Origin of the sequence: Agrobacterium sp. 719_389 (assembly GCF_900188475.1) — a bacterium.
Taxonomy (GTDB): Bacteria; Pseudomonadota; Alphaproteobacteria; order Rhizobiales; family Rhizobiaceae; genus Agrobacterium; species Agrobacterium radiobacter.
In genome coordinates, this window is the sequence record NZ_FYEM01000004.1 from 306,593 (window position 1) to 325,464 (window position 18,872).

Annotated in this window: 16 protein-coding genes; 4 read left to right on the forward strand and 12 right to left on the reverse strand. The window is 56.2% G+C overall.

Annotated elements, in window-relative coordinates; all coding sequences use genetic code 11:
- Positions 1 to 212: 212 nt before the first annotated feature.
- Positions 213 to 905 carry a FadR/GntR family transcriptional regulator gene (locus CFB10_RS10285; protein ID WP_003505313.1) on the forward strand — a complete coding sequence of 231 codons (693 nt, stop codon included), beginning with the start codon at positions 213 to 215 and terminating at the stop codon, positions 903 to 905.
- Positions 906 to 949: 44 nt separating this feature from the next.
- A complete protein-coding gene (locus tag CFB10_RS10290) occupies positions 950 to 2,482 on the forward strand; it encodes a UxaA family hydrolase (protein ID WP_026363725.1) in 1,533 nt (510 codons plus the stop codon).
- 87 nt (positions 2,483 to 2,569) lie between these two features.
- On the opposite strand, the gene purH is transcribed toward CFB10_RS10290, so the two are convergent.
- The 4 genes from purH to htpX form a co-directional block, all read right to left on the reverse strand.
- Positions 2,570 to 4,186, reverse strand: coding sequence for a bifunctional phosphoribosylaminoimidazolecarboxamide formyltransferase/IMP cyclohydrolase (gene purH / locus CFB10_RS10295; RefSeq protein WP_020010716.1), 1,617 nt, complete (start codon positions 4,184 to 4,186; stop codon positions 2,570 to 2,572).
- Between the two features lie 152 nt (positions 4,187 to 4,338).
- Positions 4,339 to 6,006 carry a heparinase II/III family protein gene (locus CFB10_RS10300; protein ID WP_020010715.1) on the reverse strand — a complete coding sequence of 556 codons (1,668 nt, stop codon included), beginning with the start codon at positions 6,004 to 6,006 and terminating at the stop codon, positions 4,339 to 4,341.
- A gap of 125 nt (positions 6,007 to 6,131) precedes the next feature.
- A complete protein-coding gene (locus CFB10_RS10305; protein WP_020010714.1) occupies positions 6,132 to 7,517 on the reverse strand; it encodes an RsmB/NOP family class I SAM-dependent RNA methyltransferase in 1,386 nt (461 codons plus the stop codon).
- Positions 7,514 to 8,479, reverse strand: coding sequence for a zinc metalloprotease HtpX (gene htpX / locus CFB10_RS10310; RefSeq protein ID WP_020010713.1), 966 nt, complete (start codon positions 8,477 to 8,479; stop codon positions 7,514 to 7,516). The genes CFB10_RS10305 and htpX overlap by 4 nt, the downstream gene beginning before the upstream one ends.
- 116 nt (positions 8,480 to 8,595) lie before the next feature.
- On the opposite strand from htpX, the gene CFB10_RS10315 reads away from it, so the two are divergent.
- Positions 8,596 to 8,808 (forward strand): DUF1674 domain-containing protein, encoded by a 213-nt coding sequence (locus CFB10_RS10315; protein ID WP_020010712.1) that lies wholly within the window; start codon positions 8,596 to 8,598, stop codon positions 8,806 to 8,808.
- Positions 8,809 to 8,867: 59 nt separating this feature from the next.
- Here the strand turns inward: CFB10_RS10315 and CFB10_RS10320 are convergent, their stop codons facing one another.
- The 8 genes from CFB10_RS10320 to hemE form a co-directional block, all read right to left on the reverse strand.
- Positions 8,868 to 9,749, reverse strand: coding sequence for a ParB/RepB/Spo0J family partition protein (locus CFB10_RS10320; RefSeq protein WP_026363724.1), 882 nt, complete (start codon positions 9,747 to 9,749; stop codon positions 8,868 to 8,870).
- Between the two features lie 30 nt (positions 9,750 to 9,779).
- Entirely contained in the window at positions 9,780 to 10,574 is a 795-nt protein-coding gene (locus tag CFB10_RS10325; RefSeq protein ID WP_003505322.1) for a ParA family protein, read from the reverse strand.
- A gap of 19 nt (positions 10,575 to 10,593) precedes the next feature.
- Positions 10,594 to 11,211, reverse strand: coding sequence for a 16S rRNA (guanine(527)-N(7))-methyltransferase RsmG (rsmG, locus tag CFB10_RS10330; RefSeq protein ID WP_020010710.1), 618 nt, complete (start codon positions 11,209 to 11,211; stop codon positions 10,594 to 10,596).
- An 11-nt stretch (positions 11,212 to 11,222) separates the two neighbouring features.
- Entirely contained in the window at positions 11,223 to 13,106 is a 1,884-nt protein-coding gene (gene mnmG, locus CFB10_RS10335) for a tRNA uridine-5-carboxymethylaminomethyl(34) synthesis enzyme MnmG (protein ID WP_020010709.1), read from the reverse strand.
- Positions 13,107 to 13,169: 63 nt separating this feature from the next.
- Positions 13,170 to 14,501, reverse strand: a complete 1,332-nt coding sequence (gene mnmE / locus CFB10_RS10340; RefSeq protein ID WP_020010708.1) for a tRNA uridine-5-carboxymethylaminomethyl(34) synthesis GTPase MnmE — start codon at positions 14,499 to 14,501, stop codon at positions 13,170 to 13,172.
- Positions 14,502 to 14,588: 87 nt separating this feature from the next.
- Positions 14,589 to 15,854, reverse strand: a complete 1,266-nt coding sequence (rho, locus tag CFB10_RS10345; protein ID WP_003492784.1) for a transcription termination factor Rho — start codon at positions 15,852 to 15,854, stop codon at positions 14,589 to 14,591.
- A 185-nt stretch (positions 15,855 to 16,039) separates the two neighbouring features.
- Complete coding sequence (gene hemJ / locus CFB10_RS10350; RefSeq protein WP_020010707.1) at positions 16,040 to 16,585, reverse strand: protoporphyrinogen oxidase HemJ; 546 nt, start codon at positions 16,583 to 16,585, stop codon at positions 16,040 to 16,042.
- On the reverse strand, positions 16,582 to 17,616 hold the full coding sequence (hemE, locus tag CFB10_RS10355; RefSeq protein ID WP_020010706.1) for a uroporphyrinogen decarboxylase: 1,035 nt from the start codon (positions 17,614 to 17,616) through the stop codon (positions 16,582 to 16,584). The genes hemJ and hemE overlap by 4 nt, the downstream gene beginning before the upstream one ends.
- A 409-nt stretch (positions 17,617 to 18,025) precedes the next feature.
- Here hemE and CFB10_RS10360 point away from each other — a divergent pair, with 409 nt between their 5' ends.
- On the forward strand, positions 18,026 to 18,847 hold the full coding sequence (locus CFB10_RS10360; protein WP_003505331.1) for a pyruvate, water dikinase regulatory protein: 822 nt from the start codon (positions 18,026 to 18,028) through the stop codon (positions 18,845 to 18,847).
- The last annotated feature ends 25 nt before the right edge of the window (positions 18,848 to 18,872 follow it).

Sequence of the window (18,872 nt, forward strand, 5' to 3'; positions counted from 1 at the left end):
AACAGGTCAAATGGTTAGGCCGGTTTTTCAGAATGGTCAAGCCAATTAGGTCAAAATTTACGAACCCACATTCGAAACGGAAACAGCGTATCGAAACTATATCGATAATAGTCATTTATTTTCATATAATTAAGTAATTCCTTGCGCATTGACACGCTTGGAGTTACGGTAAGGCCAAATACGGATTGAAGAGAGGGCTCGTCGGAAAACACATGAGTGGTCAGGCCAAAATAGCGGAACCGCGCAGGCTTTATCAGCAGATTGCGGACCAGATACGTGAACTCATCGATATGGGTGAATTCCTACCCGGTACGCGGCTTCCCGCCGAACGGGAACTGGCCCAGAAGCTCGGCGTATCAAGGCCTTCGTTGCGCGAGGCGCTGATTGCGCTTGAAATCGACAACACCGTCGAAATTCGCATGGGGTCCGGCGTCTATGTATCGGCGGAAGCTCTGCAGACAACCCATCATACCAAATCCCTTGGCGACAGCCCCTCCGAACTGATGCAGGCGCGGGCCGCGCTGGAGGGCGCGACCATCGTGCTGGCGGCAAGCCGGATGACCGATGAGACGATCGCTACCCTCCGCCAGATACTCAACACCATGCAAAGGGAAATCGAGGCCGGTCGCAAACCTCTGGATCAGGACCGGCTATTTCACGTCACCATAGCCGAACAATCCGGTAACAGCGTTCTGGCCCGAATGGTGGCGAACCTCTTCGATGAACGCCACAGCCCCATTTCGGCCCAGCTTCGCGTGAAATTTGAAGACCGCGATACCTGGACACATGCGCTTCAGGAACATGAAGCCATTCTGGCGGCGCTTGAGCTTAAAGACCCGCTGCTGGCTCAGGCGGCCATGCATACCCATCTGGAAGGTTCGAAGAGGCGCTGGGTGGAAAGCTGATTTTGAAACATAGCAGGCAATATATACCGGGAGGAGGATAACCCGTGAGTGAGAATTCCGAGGCGACCATTTTGCTGAACGCCAATGACAATGTCGCGGTGGCGCGTCGGTCCATTCCGGCCGGCGGCGCGACGGGCAGGGGAGATCTGGCGGCGCTCGAGCTGATCGGGCGCGGGCACAAGGTCGCCCTCAAACTCATCAAATCCGGAGACGAGGTGCTGAAATACGGACAGGTGATCGGTATCGCCACGCAGGATATCGAGCCCGGCCGGCATGTTCACCTGCACAATCTCGCCATGGTGCCTTCCGAACACACGCATCAGTTCAGTGTCGACATTGAAGAAAAGGGCATGCTGCCGGAAGCCGAGCGCCGGACCTTCAAGGGGTTTGACCGCGGCCTCGGCGGCGTCGGAACACGAAACTATATCGGCGTCATCGCTTCGGTGAACTGTTCCGCCACGGTGTCGCGTTACATCGCCGATTATTTTAACAAGCAGGGCGGCCTAGATGGTTTCGACAATGTCGATGGCGTCGTGGCGCTGACCCATGGCGGCGGCTGTGCGCTGAATACGAAATCGGAAGGTTATCGCCTGCTGATCCGCACCATTCAGGGTTATGCTCGCCATCCCAACTTCGGCGGCATTCTGCTGATCGGCCTCGGCTGTGAAACCAACCAGATCGCCCCCATCCTCGAACATTACAAGATGGAAGAGGGTGAGCGACTGCGCACCATGACGATCCAGCAGCATGGCGGCACCCGCAAGACGATCGACGCCGCGATTGCAGAGATCAAGGCCATGCTGCCGATGGTCAACGCCGCCAGCCGCACCGAGCAGCCACTCTCCAAGCTGAAGGTGGCGCTGGAATGCGGTGGTTCGGATGGTTATTCCGGCATTTCCGCCAACCCGGCCCTGGGTTATGCCTCCGACCTCATCGTCCGTAACGGCGGCACCACAGTCCTCTCCGAAACGCCAGAGATTTACGGCGCTGAACACCTGTTAACGAAGCGCGCCGTCACCCCTGCCGTCGCCGAGAAGCTCTTGCAGCGTATCGACTGGTGGCGGGATTATACCGCCCGTAACGGCGATGAACTCAACAACAACCCCTCCCACGGCAACAAGCTCGGCGGCCTGACCACCATTCTCGAAAAATCGCTGGGCGCAGTCGCCAAGGGCGGCTCCATGCCGCTGAAGGCTGTTTATGAATTCGCCGAGACCGTGACGGAGCAGGGTTTCGTCTTCATGGATACGCCAGGCTACGATCCCGTTGCCGTCACCGGCCAGGTTGCCGGCGGCTGCAACGTCATCTGTTTCACCACCGGCCGCGGCTCGGTTTCGGGCTTCAAGCCGGCCCCCTGCATCAAGATCGCCACCAATTCCGAAATGTATGAACACATGAAGGAAGACATGGATATCAATTGCGGCGAGATCGTTACCGGCGCTGAAACCATCGAAGAATCCGGCAAACGAATTTTTGAGCATATTCTGGCGGTGGCTTCCGGCGACAAGACCGTCAGCGAGATCTACGACTACGGCGACAATGAATTTGTGCCGTGGCAGGTTGGGGCCGTGACCTGAAACCTGTGGCGCCAAGATTGTCCCACGTGAAACAAAAGGCCCGGAAATCAGTTTCCGGGCCTTCGTTATTCCTGGTTGTTTCCGCGCTTAGTGGCGGAAGTGGCGCATGCCGGTAAAGACCATCGCCACATTATGCTCATTCGCGGCGTCGATCACTTCCTGATCGCGCATGGAGCCGCCCGGCTGGATGACAGCGGTGGCGCCTGCGGCAATCGCAGCGAGCAAGCCGTCGGCAAAGGGATAAAATGCCTCCGAAGCGACGGCGGAGCCGCGTGTCAACGGTTCGGCAAGGCCAAGAGCCTTGGCGGCATCTTCCGCCTTCTGGGCAGCGATACGGGCGGAATCCACACGGCTCATCTGGCCTGCGCCGATACCCGCGGTCTGCCCGTCCTTGGCGTAAATGACGGCATTAGACTTCACATGCTTGGCGATCTTGAAGGCAAATTTCATATCTTCAAGTTCCTGCGGCGTCGGCGCACGCTTGGTAACGACCTGAAGGTCCAGATCTTCAACCATGCCATTGTCACGGCTCTGCACCAGAAGGCCGCCCGAAACGGTCTTGGCCGTAATCCCGGCTGCGCGCGGATCAGGCAGGCCGCCGGCGGTCAGCAGGCGCAGGTTGGGCTTGCGGGCGACGATGGACTTGGCTTCTTCCGTCACGTCGGGTGCGATGATGACTTCCGTGAAAAGCTTGACGATCTCTTCTGCCGTTTCCGCATCCAGCGTGCGGTTCAAGGCGATGACGCCGCCAAAGGCTGACACGGAATCACATGCCAGCGCGCGCCGATAGGCTTCGGCAAGTGTCGGGCCCGTCGCCACACCACAGGGATTGGCGTGCTTGATGATGGCCACGGCCGGCGCGTTTTCCGGCAGGAATTCCGCCACGAGCTCGTAAGCTGCGTCCGTATCATTGATGTTGTTGTAGGAAAGCTGCTTGCCCTGAAGCAGAGTGGCGGTCGCCACGCCAGGGCGCTTTTCGCCCGTCAGGTAGAAACCGGCGCTCTGATGCGGGTTTTCGCCATAGCGCATCTTTTCCTTCAGCACGCCGCCGATGGCGCGGTAATCCGGCGTCTCGATCGCGAGCGCCTCAGCGAACCAGTTGGAAATCACCGCATCATAGGCAGCAGTGCGGGCATAGGCCTTGGCGGCGAAACGCTGGCGCAGCGCATAGGATGTCTGGCCGTCATCAGCCTGCAAGGCTTCAACCAGGTCAGGGTAGTCGGACGGATCGGTGACAACAGTGACATAGGCATGGTTCTTGGCGGAAGCCCGGATCATCGCCGGACCACCAATATCGATGTTTTCGACCGTCGTCGGATAATCGCCGCCCTTGGCGCGAACTTCCTCGAAGGGATAGAGATTGATGACCGAGAGATCGATCGCCTCTATACCGTGCGCCTTCATCGCTTCAATATGCTCCGCGTCATCGCGAATGGCCAACAGGCCGCCATGGACATTGGGGTGCAGCGTCTTGACGCGGCCATCCATGATCTCAGGAAAATTCGTCACGTCGGAGACATCCGTTACCGGCAGGCCTGCTTCCGCAATGGCTTTCGCCGTACCACCGGTCGACAGGAGCTTGACGCCAAGCTTCGACAGAACCGTCGCCAGCTCGATAATGTCAGTCTTGTCGGACACGGAAAGAAGCGCCGTGCGGATTTTGACCTTATCGGGGGCGGGGATTTTTTTGGACACGACGGCCATCAGGCATACTCCGTTTAACAGGGAGGACAGGCTGGAATGGGATTGATCCAGCAATTGCCGCCGCGTTAACACAGCTTACCGGATTAATAAACAGCGGGGATGCCGAACGGCGTAAACTATGGCGGTTTTTGCCCCGCACCGCTGGAAATTTCCTAGGCCTGGCGTTCGATCAGCCAGCGGATTTCCCGCGTATTCGCAAGATTGAAGGGGAGCTCGATCTGCTGCGACGGCCGCATGCCGGACGCATCGGCCATGAAGACATCCTCGGTGACAAAAAGCTCCAGCCCGGGCGCCGAAAACAGCCAGACGGTTCCATCCGCCGCCTCCAGGTAGACCGCCTCTTCGTCCCGCTGATGCAGCTGAATGTGAGGATGAATGTGGAAACGCGAAACAGCCGAGATCGACTGCAATTGCGTTTTTGCCGCGTTCTCATCAGCCCGAAGCAGATCCCGTCCCTTTATCTTGGTACCGGCCGCATTCAATTCTATTTCCCGCTCGTGATAGCAGCCGAAATTCTGCAAATAACCGTCATGAGACGCCCACAGGATGTCATTGCCATTTGCATCCGTTCCACGCCGGCTGTCGACATGGCTGACGCCAGATACCATGATCGGACCAAGCAGCCGCGAGCGCGACAGTCTGCAGGATGATGTATCCGCAAGCGTGACGGTGGAATGCGCGGCCGTGGAACGGCTGGCCCGCTGATATTCCGGCGCGGCATTTCGCGGAAAGCCTGAATTGACGATGAAGCGGTTCTTGCCGCAGGACATTTCAAAAGACAGGCAACCCGAATGGGCATTACGTGAAAGCTCCGCAGAAGCGGGATACCCCGTATCGACGATGATGACCGTATCGTCCGTCGCAAGCCGGTGGTAGTTCACATCCGGCAGGACTTTGGAAGGCCGGCCGGCGGTTTCATCATAGCGCAGCACGGAAACAAGCTCATTGGCCAGTGTGGCTGTGGCGCCGTTGAACAGCGCGAGATCGCCGCCCTGATGCCGGAAGAACCGGATCGCCGGAAACATGCGGTCTATCGCCGGCACCAGACCTGAGGGCAGATCATGGCCGAGATTGATATAACTTTGTCGCAGCGGCAGGAGATCGAGCAGCAAATCCAGCATGACCCGTGGGTTGCGGGAAACATGCCCGCCATCGGGCAGAATCTGGCGTTCCATTTCCTGAGCCAGCTTCATTCCGTTCCGGGTAATCCGCGACTGGCGCGTAGGCATGGCGATGGAGGCCATGGCAAGCGCGATTCTTATCCTCAACCGCGCTTCACCGTCAGGCGCATGTTTGACGATTCTTTCGAGATACCGCACATGAAAGGCAAGGCTTTTCAGGAAACGGCGATAAAAACCGGCATCGGCCTCGTATAAAACCACCGGAGAGTGCGAGAGCCAGGCTATCAGCCTCTGCGCCGCGATTTCCGGCGACCAGGCGATACCCGCAAGCCGTTTGCCATGAAGCACCATCCATTCGGCGACGATGCGGCGAGCCCGCTTGCACGCCTCGCTCGATTTATCGGAACGAATATGCCGCAGCCAGGTGAATGCATGCAGCCGTTCTTCAAAAACTGCCGAAGGGTAGTCCACTTGAAAAGGCGAAGCGCCGCCGGTTTCGACGACACGCCCGGCCAGCGCGATACGGCCCCGCAACAATTCCTCGGCGAAATAGGGATCGATGGCTCTGAGATCGGTCGGCGCCGCCACCAGACCGTCGGGTACACGATTGGCAAATCGCGACACATGCAGGCGCAAAGGCGTAAGGCCGACACACAGATGACGATACGCCATCCGCGACAGAAGACCGGCGGCATTCATGCTGCCTGCAAAGGACCCTAACAAGCTGTGTTTCCCGTTTCACATGTTTTGTTTTTATCAGTGAACCGCGACGACCGGAACGTTTTCGATAAATATCTAATGATTCGCGAGAGCTTGGCTTTTTTCTACTTCTTACGCAAGACACTGCTAAAAAACCCATCGACGCCGCCGAACATATCAGGCGTCGTGCGAAGATCGCCATCGGCGTTGATAGCCGCTTCCATTCCGGGCCAATCCTCGCGGCGCACGGCAACGCGCTCCACGCCGGGATTTTCCGCCAGAACCTGAGAAATCATCTCCTCCCCTTCGGAAGGATCAAGGGAGCAATTGGAGAAGACCACGAGACCGCCGGGAACAACAAGGGTCAACGCCTGCCGCAGCATCTGGCCCTGAAGAGCGGCCAATTTGGCGATATCGTTCTCATCCTTGGTCCAGCAGACATCAGGATGTTTGCGAAGTGTCCCGGTGGAAGAACAGGGCGCATCAAGGAGAACCGCGTCAAATAGCTGTTCTGGCTGATACTTCAGCATATTCGCCTCCACCGTCTCGGCATTTAAGCCAAGTCGATCGAGATTTTCCCTAAGGCGACGAAGACGGTTGCCGGACTGATCCAGCGCCGTCACCCTGGCGCCCGCCAGCGCAAGCTGGGCAGTCTTGCCGCCCGGGGCCGCGCACAGATCGGCGACACGCTTGCCTGAGATATCGCCCAGCAGCCTGACAGGCATGCTCGCCGCAAGATCCTGAACCCACCATGCACCCTCGGCGAAACCTTCGAGCGATGGGATTTGCCCCTCAAATTCACCCAGTCGCACGCTGCCATTCGGCATCAGCGTACCGCCCAGTTTCTCCGCCCAAAGAGCGGGATCCGCCTTGATCGTGAGATCAATGGAGGAGGGCGTCAGCTGCGCCTGGGAAATCCTTTGAGCTACCTCATTCCCGTAAGCCGAAACCAGCCGCGCGTAGAACCAGTCCGGCAGCACGGGAACATCGGCGACAGCCTTTTCAATCTCCGCTTTTTCACGACCGAGCCTTCTGAGAACGGCATTCACCAGCTTCACGAAACGCCGGTTACGCGGATCGCGGTGAGCTTGCTCCACGGCGAGATCGACAGCGGAATGATCAGGCACGTCGAGGTAAAGTATCTGGGCCGCACCGACGACAAGGACGTGATGCAGCGATCGCGCGCCCTGCGGCAGCGGCCCATCGAGCAATATCGATAATGCCGTTTCAATCCGGGGCAGGTGGCGAAGCGCGCTGTTGACGATGGCCCTTACCAGCGCCCGGTCGGCAAGCGATAGGGCTCGATAGACGGGATTGCCGTTCTCGCTATCAAGCATCCCATCCAGCGAGGTCTTCTTTTCCAGAACGGCCGCCAGAATGCGGGTGGCGGCAATGCGCGCGGCAAGGCCCGGCTTATCCTGGAAAGACGAAGGGCCGTCTTCACGGCCCCTCCCATTTGCCGGTCTCGGTTTTCTGGACCGCGCCGGCTTATTCTGAATATCGGATGTCAAGACCACGGCCCCTTGCGCTCGTTTTCATTGGCTTGTCCCCAGCCTGTTTTGGGAACAGAGCCTGATTTGCGCAGAGGTCTATCACCCGGGGGCGGCGGCGTCGATCCTCGCGGAGAAAACTCCTGCGCCATGGCCTGCAGCGCCGCCACGCGGTTTTCCGTGTTCGGATGCGTGGAAAAGAGATTGTCCATACGCTCGCCGGAAAGCGGATTGATGATGAACATATGCGCCGTTGCCGGGTTACGCTCCGCATCGTCATTGTGAATGCGCTGCGCCATGCCCGAAATCTTCTGCAGGGCGGAGGCAAGCCAGAGCGGGTTACCACAGATTTCCGCGCCGCGTCGGTCTGCGGAATATTCCCGCGTGCGACTGATCGCCATCTGCACCAGCATTGCCGCCAGCGGCGCGACGATCATCGCAACCAGCACACCGATAAATCCCAGTGGATTGTTGTTGTTCTCCCGATTACCGCCAAAGAAGAAGGCAAAATTGCCGAGCATGGAGATCGCGCCAGCCAGCGTGGCGGTGATTGTCATTGTCAGCGTATCCCGGTTCTGCACATGCGCGAGTTCATGCGCCATTACACCGGCCACTTCCTCAGGGGTCAGACGCTCCAGCAACCCGGAGGAAGCCGCAACAGCGGCGTTCTGCGGATTTCGTCCAGTCGCGAAGGCGTTGGGTTGCGGGCTGTCGTAGATATAGACCTTCGGCATTGGCAGGCCGGCATTCTGCGACAGATCGCGGATCATATGAAAAAACTCGGGCGCATTGGCCTCATCAATCTCCCGCGCATGATAGGCGGAGAGGACCATTTTGTCAGAATTCCAGTAGGAGAAAAGATTCATACCGGCCGCAATGAGCAGCGCAATCATCATGCCGCCCTTGCCGCCAATCAGAAAACCGACACCCATGAACAATGCGGTCATGAAGGCCAGAAGCATTGCCGTGCGCATCATGTTCATCCGTTAAACTCTCCTTCTCACTCACCGGGAATATTCCGGGGTTTATAAAGCCAATCAGATTATATAATCTGGTAAGCGGAAAACGTATTTCAATATCCCGTCATAGGGAGGATTTCATGCAAAATGCGGATAATGACAATGCCACGGACGGCAGCCTGGAAAGGGCCAAGCAGCTTTCGCCGGCGGCTCAACGGGCTTTGAAGGAAGCGGAAGAACGCCGCAGACAACAGGCGGATCTCCAGTTGCCGCCGGAAACCGACGGTCGCGGCGGCGCTGAACCCGTACGTTTCGGTGATTACGAAATAAAAGGCCGGGCCATCGATTTTTGAGACCACAAACAAAAATACCCGCCAAAGGCGGGTATTTTATAATTAAAAACAAATAGTTACTAATTTTTCTCAAGAAGACGGCATACCGCTTCAAGCTGTTCCAATGTCCGGTAACCGATACGGATCTGCCCGGATCCACCTTTGTGGCTGATCTTCACATCGAGTCCGAGAGCATCGGACAGGCTGCGTTCAAGCGCGATCGTGTCGGAATCCTTTTCCGCAGCAGGTCGCTTCTCCGCGACATCACCCTGCGACTTGATATCGTTCTGCGCCAGGCGCTCGGCATCACGCACCGAAAGTCCCTTGGACACGATTGTTTTCGCAAGCGTCGCCGGATCGGATGTGGAAACAAGGGCACGCGCGTGACCTGCGGAAAGCGAACCATCCGCCAGCATATCACGTACCGGATCGGGAAGCTTGAGAAGCCGAAGGCTGTTGGCAACGTGGCTTCTGCTCTTGCCGATGATTTCGCCGAGATCATTCTGCGTATAGCCGTGTTCGGCGATCAGCTGTTCATATCCCATCGCTTCTTCGAGCGGATTAAGGTCTGAACGCTGTACGTTTTCGACAATCGCTAGTTCCAGCGCCGTGCGGTCATCCACATCACGAACAATGACGGGAACGTCGGTAAAGCCTGCCAGCTGCGCTGCGCGCCAGCGTCTTTCACCCGCAATAATCTCGTAGCGGTTGACTCCAACCGTTCTCACGACCACAGGCTGAACGATTCCGTGCTGCCGAATCGAAGCTGCAAGGTCCTGCAACTCATTCTCATCGAAATGACGACGGGGGTTTCTTTGGCTGCGAGCGATGAATTCGATCGGAATGGTACGGTCAGCATTAACAGCGCGCTGAGGCTCACCCACCGGCACTGGTTGATCCATTTCTCCGATCAATGCAGCAAGACCGCGCCCTAGCCGACGCTTGGAAAGATCATCACTCATAAGATATTACTCCATACATTCCGGCAAACGTCAGGCGGCTTTACGCAGACGCTCTCTCTGGATCACTTCGGACGCCAGCTGCAAATAGGCCTGGCTACCGGCGCATTTCAGATCGTAAAGAATTGCCGGTTTACCATAAGAAGGCGCCTCAGAAACACGCACGTTGCGTGGAATGAGCGTGTGGTAAACCTTTTCTCCGAGATGCGTACGCACATCGGACACAACCTGTTGTGCAAGATTGTTTCGCGCGTCAAACATCGTCAGAACGATGCCCTGTATATCGAGCTGCGGGTTGACCGACCCGCGAATCTGACTGACCGTGTCCAGCAGCTGGCTAAGGCCTTCCAGCGCGAAGAACTCGCATTGCAACGGCACTAATACAGAATGCGCCGCCGTCATGGCATTCATGGTCAGAAGATTGAAAGAAGGGGGGCAGTCAACGAGAATATAGGAGTAACCTCTCGCTTCCTGTGTTTCCATGGCTGCGCGCAATAGAAAAACGCGGTTGGAAACATTCGCGACCTGCATCTCGAAACCGAGTAGATCCATCGTGGAAGGCACTATATCGAGATTAGGAACCGCCGTGGGAACAGCGACTTCCGCAACGCCATGATCCCCCACCAGAAGATCATAGGACGAAAGCTTGCGCTCCTTGCGGTCGATTCCAAGGCCGGTACTCGCATTCCCCTGCGGGTCCAGATCTACGATCAGCACCCGCTCACCAATAGCCGCCAGCGCGGTAGCCAGATTGATGGCGGTGGTTGTTTTACCAACACCACCTTTCTGGTTAGCAACTGCGATAATCCGGTTTTTTTCAAAAGTCATACCGCACCTGGCCAGTTCGTCAGCGCCTCAAAGTGAGGTTGCTGATTTCAAGAACAACAGAATCTGCCTCAATGGCACTCTGATGTTTTACCAGATCAAACTCCCAGCGACCATGTGCTTTCTGCACTTCGGAATCATAATCCCGGCCTTTATTAAAATAGGCCTTGAGATTTGGATTATTCTGCGCCCAGGGATGAATATAGTCGAAAAGCAGGTCTAGTTCGGCGAGCGCACGCGCTGAAACGGCGTCGCAATTCTTGATGATTTCAGGCGCTGTTTCGATTCGGACTGGATGTACCGCACCTCTTGCGCCGGTTTCCTTCAGTGCAATTCGCAGGAATGCCGCTTTTTTATTGTTGCTTTCAACGAGATCGACCCAGCCATCGCCAAGCTCAGCTAGAAAAATTGCAGTGACGATGCCGGGGAATCCGCCGCCGCTTCCCAGATCGGTCCAGTTTTTCGGGTGAGGAGAGAGCTGAAATATCTGCGCGCTATCGGCGACATGCCGGCTCCAAAGCTCAGTGAGAGTAGAGGGCGCGACCAGATTTGTGGTTCTGTTCCACTTCTTAAAAAGCTCGACAAAATGTTCGAGTCTTTCCTGTGTTTCACGTGAAACACTCTGGCCGTTTATCTTCATAATCCGACTCGCTATTGGTGCATGCGTATTTTTTCATTTCGCGTTGCGGAGTCCTTCCGCAAAAGTGCGAGCAGCAGCGATATCGCAGCCGGTGTCATGCCGTCAACACGAGCGGCCTGCGCAATATTCTCAGGACGGGCTTTTTCCAGCTTTTGTTTAAGCTCATTGGAGAGGCCGGAGAGATCCTTGAAGTCGAAGTCATCGGGTATTTTTCTATCTTCATCCCGTTTTATATCAACGATGTCAGCGCTCTGCCTCTGCATATAGACCGCATAGCTCGCCTCGACATGCAAGACATCGGCAACTTTCCTGTCCAGCTCTCCTAATTCCGGCCAATGTCCGGTGAGGGCCTCCAACGTCATATCGGGATAGGCGAGCAATTCATAAACGGAACGGCGCTGGCCATCCTGATTGAGTTTCAAACCCTGTTTTGCCGCTTGAGAGGGGCTGATGGAGATTGCCTTCATCAACTCCCGACCACGATCCAGATCGGAAATGAACTTCGCGAAGCGTTCCCGCCGCTCAAGACCAATGATACCCGCCATCTGGCCGACCGGTGTAAGTCGCAGATCCGCATTGTCCACGCGCAGCGAAAGGCGATACTCCGCTCTTGATGTAAACATGCGGTAGGGTTCACTGACGCCCTTCGAGGTCAGATCATCGATCATGACACCGATATAGGACTCGGTGCGGCTGAAATAAACCGGATCGGCATCGCCCGCATAAAGCGAAGCATTCAGACCGGCCACAAGACCCTGGGCACCCGCTTCTTCATAACCCGTCGTGCCGTTGATCTGGCCAGCAAGAAACAGCCCCGGAATCTTGCGGCATTCCAGAGACGGCTTCAGCTCGCGCGGATCGACATAATCATATTCGATCGCATAACCCGGCTGGAGAATCGTAACCTGTTCAAGCCCAGGTATCGTCCTGATAAATTGCTTCTGCACGGATGCGGGCAGGGAAGTCGATATGCCGTTAGGATAGATCGTATGATCATCGAGACCTTCCGGCTCAAGAAATATCTGGTGACCGTCCCGCTCGCCGAAACGGGTGATTTTGTCCTCGATTGATGGGCAATAACGTGGACCAACCCCTTCGATCTGTCCGGAATACATCGCCGATAGATGAATATTCTCCTGAATGATCTTGTGACCTGCAGGCGTGGTGCGAGTGACGCCACATTCGATCTGGGGATTGACAATATGATCCGTCATAAAAGAAAACGGGACAGGATCCTCATCAGCCGCCTGACGATCCACCGCATTCCAGTCAATCGTACGCCCGTCCAGTCGGGCAGGGGTCCCTGTTTTCAGACGACCCATAATAAGACCGAGCCGCGAGAGCGTGTCCGAGAGACCTAGAGACGGCATTTCTCCTACGCGGCCCGCCGGAATCTTTTCGGAACCGATATGAATGAGACCACGTAGGAAGGTGCCGCTCGTCAGCACGACGGCGCCGCAGGGAATCCGGCTACCGTTTTTCATGATGACCGCTGCGACCCGATCATCGGCCATTTCAATATCGAAAGCATCGCCCTCAATAACGGTCAGATTTCCAATCGCATCGATCTCACGCTGCATCGCCTCGCGATAAAGCCGTCGATCGGCCTGTGTACGCGGCCCGCGAACAGCGGGACCTTTCTTGCGATTGAGCATGCGGAACTGAATACCTGCCGCGTCGGCAACGCGGCCCATCAAACCATCCAGCGCATCAATCTCACGGACGAGATGCCCCTTGCCGAGGCCGCCGATAGCGGGGTTACAGGACATGACGCCAATCGTCTCGCGCTTGTGGGTCACAAGGGCGGTTTTTGCGCCATGCCTTGCAGCTGCGGCTGCGGCTTCGCTGCCCGCATGACCACCACCAATAACAATGACATCGAATGACTGGTGCATATCCTTGCGCCCTGTTCCGTCAGCATCAACATCACGGTCTCAGCCGCCGATGTTTCACGTGAATCATTTTCCTATGCAGAATTCCGAGAAGATCACGCCCAGCAAATCTTCCACATCAACACGGCCAGTGATCCGTCCGAGCGATGTCGCGGCGAGCCTTAAATATTCCGACCTTATAGCAAGGTCAGGGGTCGCGGAATCGAGCGCATCACTAACATAGTTCAGCGTCTCTTCAAGTCGTTTTTTATGACGGGCACGGGCGGGAACCAAAGTCTGGCCGGCGCCGACGCGTTTTTCTATCTCCTGCTTGAGTACCGAACGCAATTCTGTCAGGCCTATTCCCTCTTTGGCTGAGATAGACAAATCAAATTGATCGTCCAATGTAGTGGGATGAAGTGCAGCTTTTGTTCTAACCCGGAGATAGCTCCGATTTTTGATTGATTCGAGAGGTTGTTTCGGGAGCGAATCATTATCTTGCAGCAGTAGAATAATATCTGCCGTTTCCGCCGTCAGAACCGCACGCCGAACGCCTTCCAGTTCCACGACATCCTGTGTTTCCCGTATTCCTGCCGTATCGAAGATCCGGACCAGATAACCTTCCAGATTGATGTCGATACTCAAGACATCTCTGGTCGTGCCGGCAATGTCGGTGACGATCGCAACGTCTCGGCCGCTGAGGGCATTCAAGAGGGTGGATTTGCCCGCGTTCGGTTCGCCAACAAGCGCAACCTTGAACCCGTCACGAATGATTTCGCCACTTCCGCCTCCCTGGAGATGATTCTGGATTTCCCCGCGCAACTGCGCCACTGCGTCCCAGACCTGTGCAGCCACCGAATCCGGAACATCCTCTTCGTCTGCAAAGTCCAGTTCCGCTTCTATAAGGGCGCGAGCCCGCGTCAGGCGACTGGCCCAGCCATCATAGAGCGCCGATAATTTACCGGTGCTCTGTTCCACCGCCAGCCGCCGCTGCATTTCCGTCTCGGCCTGCAACAGGTCTGCCAGACCTTCGACCTCAAGGAGATCCATCTTCCCGTTATCGAAGGCTCTACGGGAAAATTCGCCAGCGTCGGCAGTTCGAAATCCCTCGAGGTTTTCGAGTTCGGTAAAAATCGAAGCCATAACCGCGCGACTGCCGTGGCTATGAATTTCGACGCAATCCTCGCCGGTAAAAGAATTAGGCGCTGGAAAGGCGATTACCAGCGCCTGGTCGATCACCTCATTATTTCGATTCCGAATCGAGCAGAGTGTGGCCTTTCGTGGTGATGGAAGCTCCCGACCCGTCAGCATTTTCATGGCATCAAAAGCCCCTGACCCGCTGATCCTGAGAACAGCGACGCCAGCCGGCAAGGCACCGCTGGAAAGCGCATAGATCGTATCGGCGGAAGCTGCCATCATTTACCTCTGTCTAAAACAGTCAAGCCGCATCCGAGTGAACGGATACGGCTCTACAGATTTTGTGATGAATCCGGCTAAAAGTTCGGATCAGGTATTCATCGATTCGAAGAAATCGGAATTGGTCTTTGTCTGCTTCAGCTTGTCGATCAGGAATTCGATGGCGTCCATCGTTCCCATCGGCGCGAGAATACGGCGAAGAACGAAAATCTTCTGCAGATCCTGGCGCGGCACCAGCAGGTCTTCCTTACGCGTACCGGATTTGAGAATATCCAGCGCCGGGAAGATACGCTTGTCGGCAACCTTGCGGTCTAGCACGATTTCCGAGTTACCGGTACCCTTGAATTCTTCGAAGATGACTTCGTCCATACGGCTACCGGTATCGATCAGCGCCGTGGCTATAATCGTCAGCGAGCCGCCTTCCTCGATATTACGGGCAGCACCGAAGAAACGCTTCGGGCGCTGCAGGGCATTGGCGTCCACACCACCGGTCAGGACCTTGCCGGAGGAGGGAACGACCGTGTTGTAGGCCCGGCCAAGACGGGTGATGGAATCGAGCAGGATGACAACGTCGCGGCCGTGTTCGACCAGACGCTTCGCCTTTTCGATGACCATCTCAGCGACCTGCACGTGACGGACTGCCGGCTCGTCAAAGGTGGAGGAAACAACCTCGCCCTTCACGGAACGCTGCATGTCGGTCACTTCTTCCGGACGCTCATCGATCAGGAGAACGATCAGGTAGCATTCCGGATGGTTTGCCGTGATGGAATGGGCGATGTTCTGCAGCAGAACAGTCTTACCCGTGCGCGGCGGCGCCACGATCAAGCCGCGCTGGCCCTTGCCGAGCGGCGCGACGAGGTCGATCACACGCGACGACAGGTCCTTGGAGGTCGGAACATCCAGTTCCATCTTGAAGCGCTCATTCGGGTAGAGCGGCGTGAGATTGTCGAAGTGAACCTTGTGGCGGATCTTTTCGGGATCGTCGAAATTGATCGTGTTGACCTTGAGAAGTGCGAAATAACGCTCACCTTCCTTGGGGCCGCGGATCGGGCCTTCGACGGTATCACCGGTCTTCAGCGAGAACCGGCGGATCTGCGAGGGCGAAATATAGATATCGTCCGGACCGGGCAGATAGTTTGCATTTGCGGACCGCAGGAACCCGAAACCGTCCTGCAGGACTTCAACGACGCCTTCGCCGATTATTTCGATGTCCTGGCTCGCGAGAACCTTGAGGATTGCGAACATAAGCTCCTGCTTGCGCATGGTGCTCGCATTTTCAACTTCCAGGGATTCAGCAAAAGTCAGCAAGTCGGTAGGCGATTTGCTCTTAAGTTCCTGAAGCTTCATTTCAGCCATGAAGGAAAGACCGTTTGATAATGTAATTTGGGGGAGGGCGTGTTCGCGAATCAGATTCTGTGGGAGATACCGCAGATGACTGAATAATTCACATGCCACGAAGATGAGTGGTCCGAAAATAGCGATTGAACACGGCCGCTGCAAGAGGAAAGCACGAATTCCGCGAAATTTATCGTCGCATCGTCTTAACCGAAGGGTTTCACAACCACAAGTATGACAATCAGGATCATCAGTACGGTCGGAACTTCGTTCATCAACCGCCAGTGACGGGCAGGTCTTGTATTTTCATCCCGCGCAAAACGCTTCGCGCTGCGGGTGAAATAAACATGCGTCGCGGTCAAAAGCACCACCAGCCCGATTTTCGCATGCAGCCAGCCGCCGGAAAAACCATAAACCGACCATGCGAGATAAAGCCCCAACGTCCAGGATATCATCATTGCCGGGTTCATGATGACCTTGATCAGCCGCCGCTCCATGACCTTGAAGGTTTCGGATTGCTGCGAACCGGCGGGCGCATCGGTGTGGTAGATGAAAAGCCGCGGCAGGTAAAAAATTGCCGCCATCCAGGAAATCACGGCGATGATATGCAGCGCCTTGATCCAGAGATAAAGATCGGCCGGATCGGCATAAAATAACAGCGCGACGAAAGCGGCAAAGACACCAAGCGCGATGCCGGCGCGCAAAGCCGCCCGGTTGCCGGAAGGGGAGGAGGTTTGTTTTTCGTCGCTCATGCCCCTGCTCCGCTGCCGCGCACGCGCTGCACCAGCCGGGTCACGTTTTCCGGGTCGGCCTGGGGTGTAATGCCATGGCCCAAATTGAAGATCAGCGGACCCTGTCCCAGCGCCTGCAGCACGGCATCGATGCCATCCTGCAAGGCCTTGCCGCCCGCCACCATCAGCATGGGGTCCAGATTGCCCTGTACCGGGCCTTCTTTCTGCAAGTCTCTGGCAAAACCGAGCGGCACAGACCAATCCAGCCCGATGGCGTCGGCGCCCGTCTTGCGGCGATAATCTTTGAGAAGATAACCAGCTCCTTTGGCGAAGGCGATGATCTTTGCCGAGGGCCGGCGGGCGCGCACCGATGCTATAATGCGGGCGACCGGCTTTATCGCATAGTCCTCGAATTCCTTCTCACCGAGCACACCGGCCCAGGAATCGAAAATCTGAACCGCATCGGCGCCGGCGTCGATCTGCGCCACCAGATAATCGGCGGAAACATCGGCAAGAAAAGCCAGTAGCTTTTCCATAGCGGCCGGCTCCTGATAACCGAACAGCCGCGCCGGAGCCTGATCCGGTGTTCCATGTCCCGCGATCATGTAGGTCGCAACCGTCCAGGGCGCGCCGCAAAAGCCGAGAAGCGTCGTTTCCTCCGGCAAGGTCTTACGCAAACGGGAGACGGTTTCGAAAACGGGCGAAAGATGCGCCATGACATTTGCGGCATCCAGCTTCTCGATACCACTGACATCGATCGGGTCCATGGCAGGACCTTTGCCTTCGCTGAAAGAGACGTTGCGGTGGAGCGCGTCGGGTATCACCAGAATATCGGAAAAGAGAATTGCGGCATCGAGCCCGAACCGGCGAATGGGCTGGAGAGTAACCTCCGTCGCCAACTCGGGATTATAACAGAGGTCGAGGAAACTTCCGGCACTCTTCCGCGTTTCCCGATACTCGGGAAGATAGCGCCCTGCCTGTCGCATCAGCCAAATGGGCGGCGGTGTGACCGTCTGCCCGTTCAACACTGTCATAACCTTGCGTTCGCTCATCACACCCAGCTTCTAAAAAATAAAATCAAAGAGATTTAAAAGATTTTCTATTTCTTAGAGTCTGTGGGTAGCAAGGATTAAAATCATTCCAGTCGAAATGCCGCAGTCGCAGTGTCTGTCTGACGACTGAGGATATCATCGATGTGATGGTTTGAGAATAATCCGGAAAACGGAAATTTATTGAATTATTTCATTTAGTTATAGCTGAGACAGAAAACCGCATGTCTGTGGATAATCTGGGGAGAGTTTTTAAACAACTCCACATTCTTCAAATAATTCACAGGCGCGCCGGCGATGATTGAAGCCACTTGCGGATTGTGGAAAAACACCACTTTATTCACGGCGCGGTTCGGCCCGCAGGGCAATTCGGGGATTTGTCCCGGTTTATCAACAGCGGGAGAAAAACAGCGTGGAGAACAAAAAAAGCTTCTTCCATCTGCACCTGATTTCGGACTCAACGGGTGAGACTCTGATGTCGGCCGGTCGCGCTGTTTCGGCCCAGTTCCACGCCTCAATGCCGGTGGAACATGTTTATCCGATGATCCGCAACCAGAAACAGCTCGCGCAGGTGGTCGACCTCATCGACAAGGAACCGGGCATCGTTCTCTATACAATCGTCGATCAACAACTGGCGGAGTTTCTGGATCTGCGGTGCCATGCGATCGGTGTGCCGTGCGTCAATGTCCTGGAACCGATCATAGGCATCTTCCAGACCTATCTCGGGGCGCCCTCCAGACGGCGGGTTGGCGCGCAGCACGCGTTGAACGCGGATTATTTTGCCCGGATCGAGGCGCTTAATTTCGCCATGGATCATGACGATGGGCAAATGCCGGAGACCTATGACGAGGCTGATATTGTCATCATCGGCATCAGCCGCACATCGAAAACACCAACCAGTATCTATCTCGCCAACAGGGGAATAAAGACCGCCAATATTCCTGTTGTTCCCAATGTACCGCTGCCCGAAAGCCTCTATGCCGCCACCCGGCCGCTGATTGTGGGCCTGGTCGCGACATCGGATCGCATATCGCAGGTGCGTGAAAATCGGGAGCTGGGCGCGACGGGCGGATTTGACAGCGGGCGTTACACGGATCGCGCCACCATCATGGAAGAGCTGAAATATGCGCGCGCGCTCTGCGCCCGCAATAATTGGCCGCTGATCGATGTCACACGCCGCTCCATCGAGGAAACGGCCGCCGCGATCCTTGCCCTCCGCTCGAGGACGCGATAATCCGGATCGCACCATTCGGAGCAGA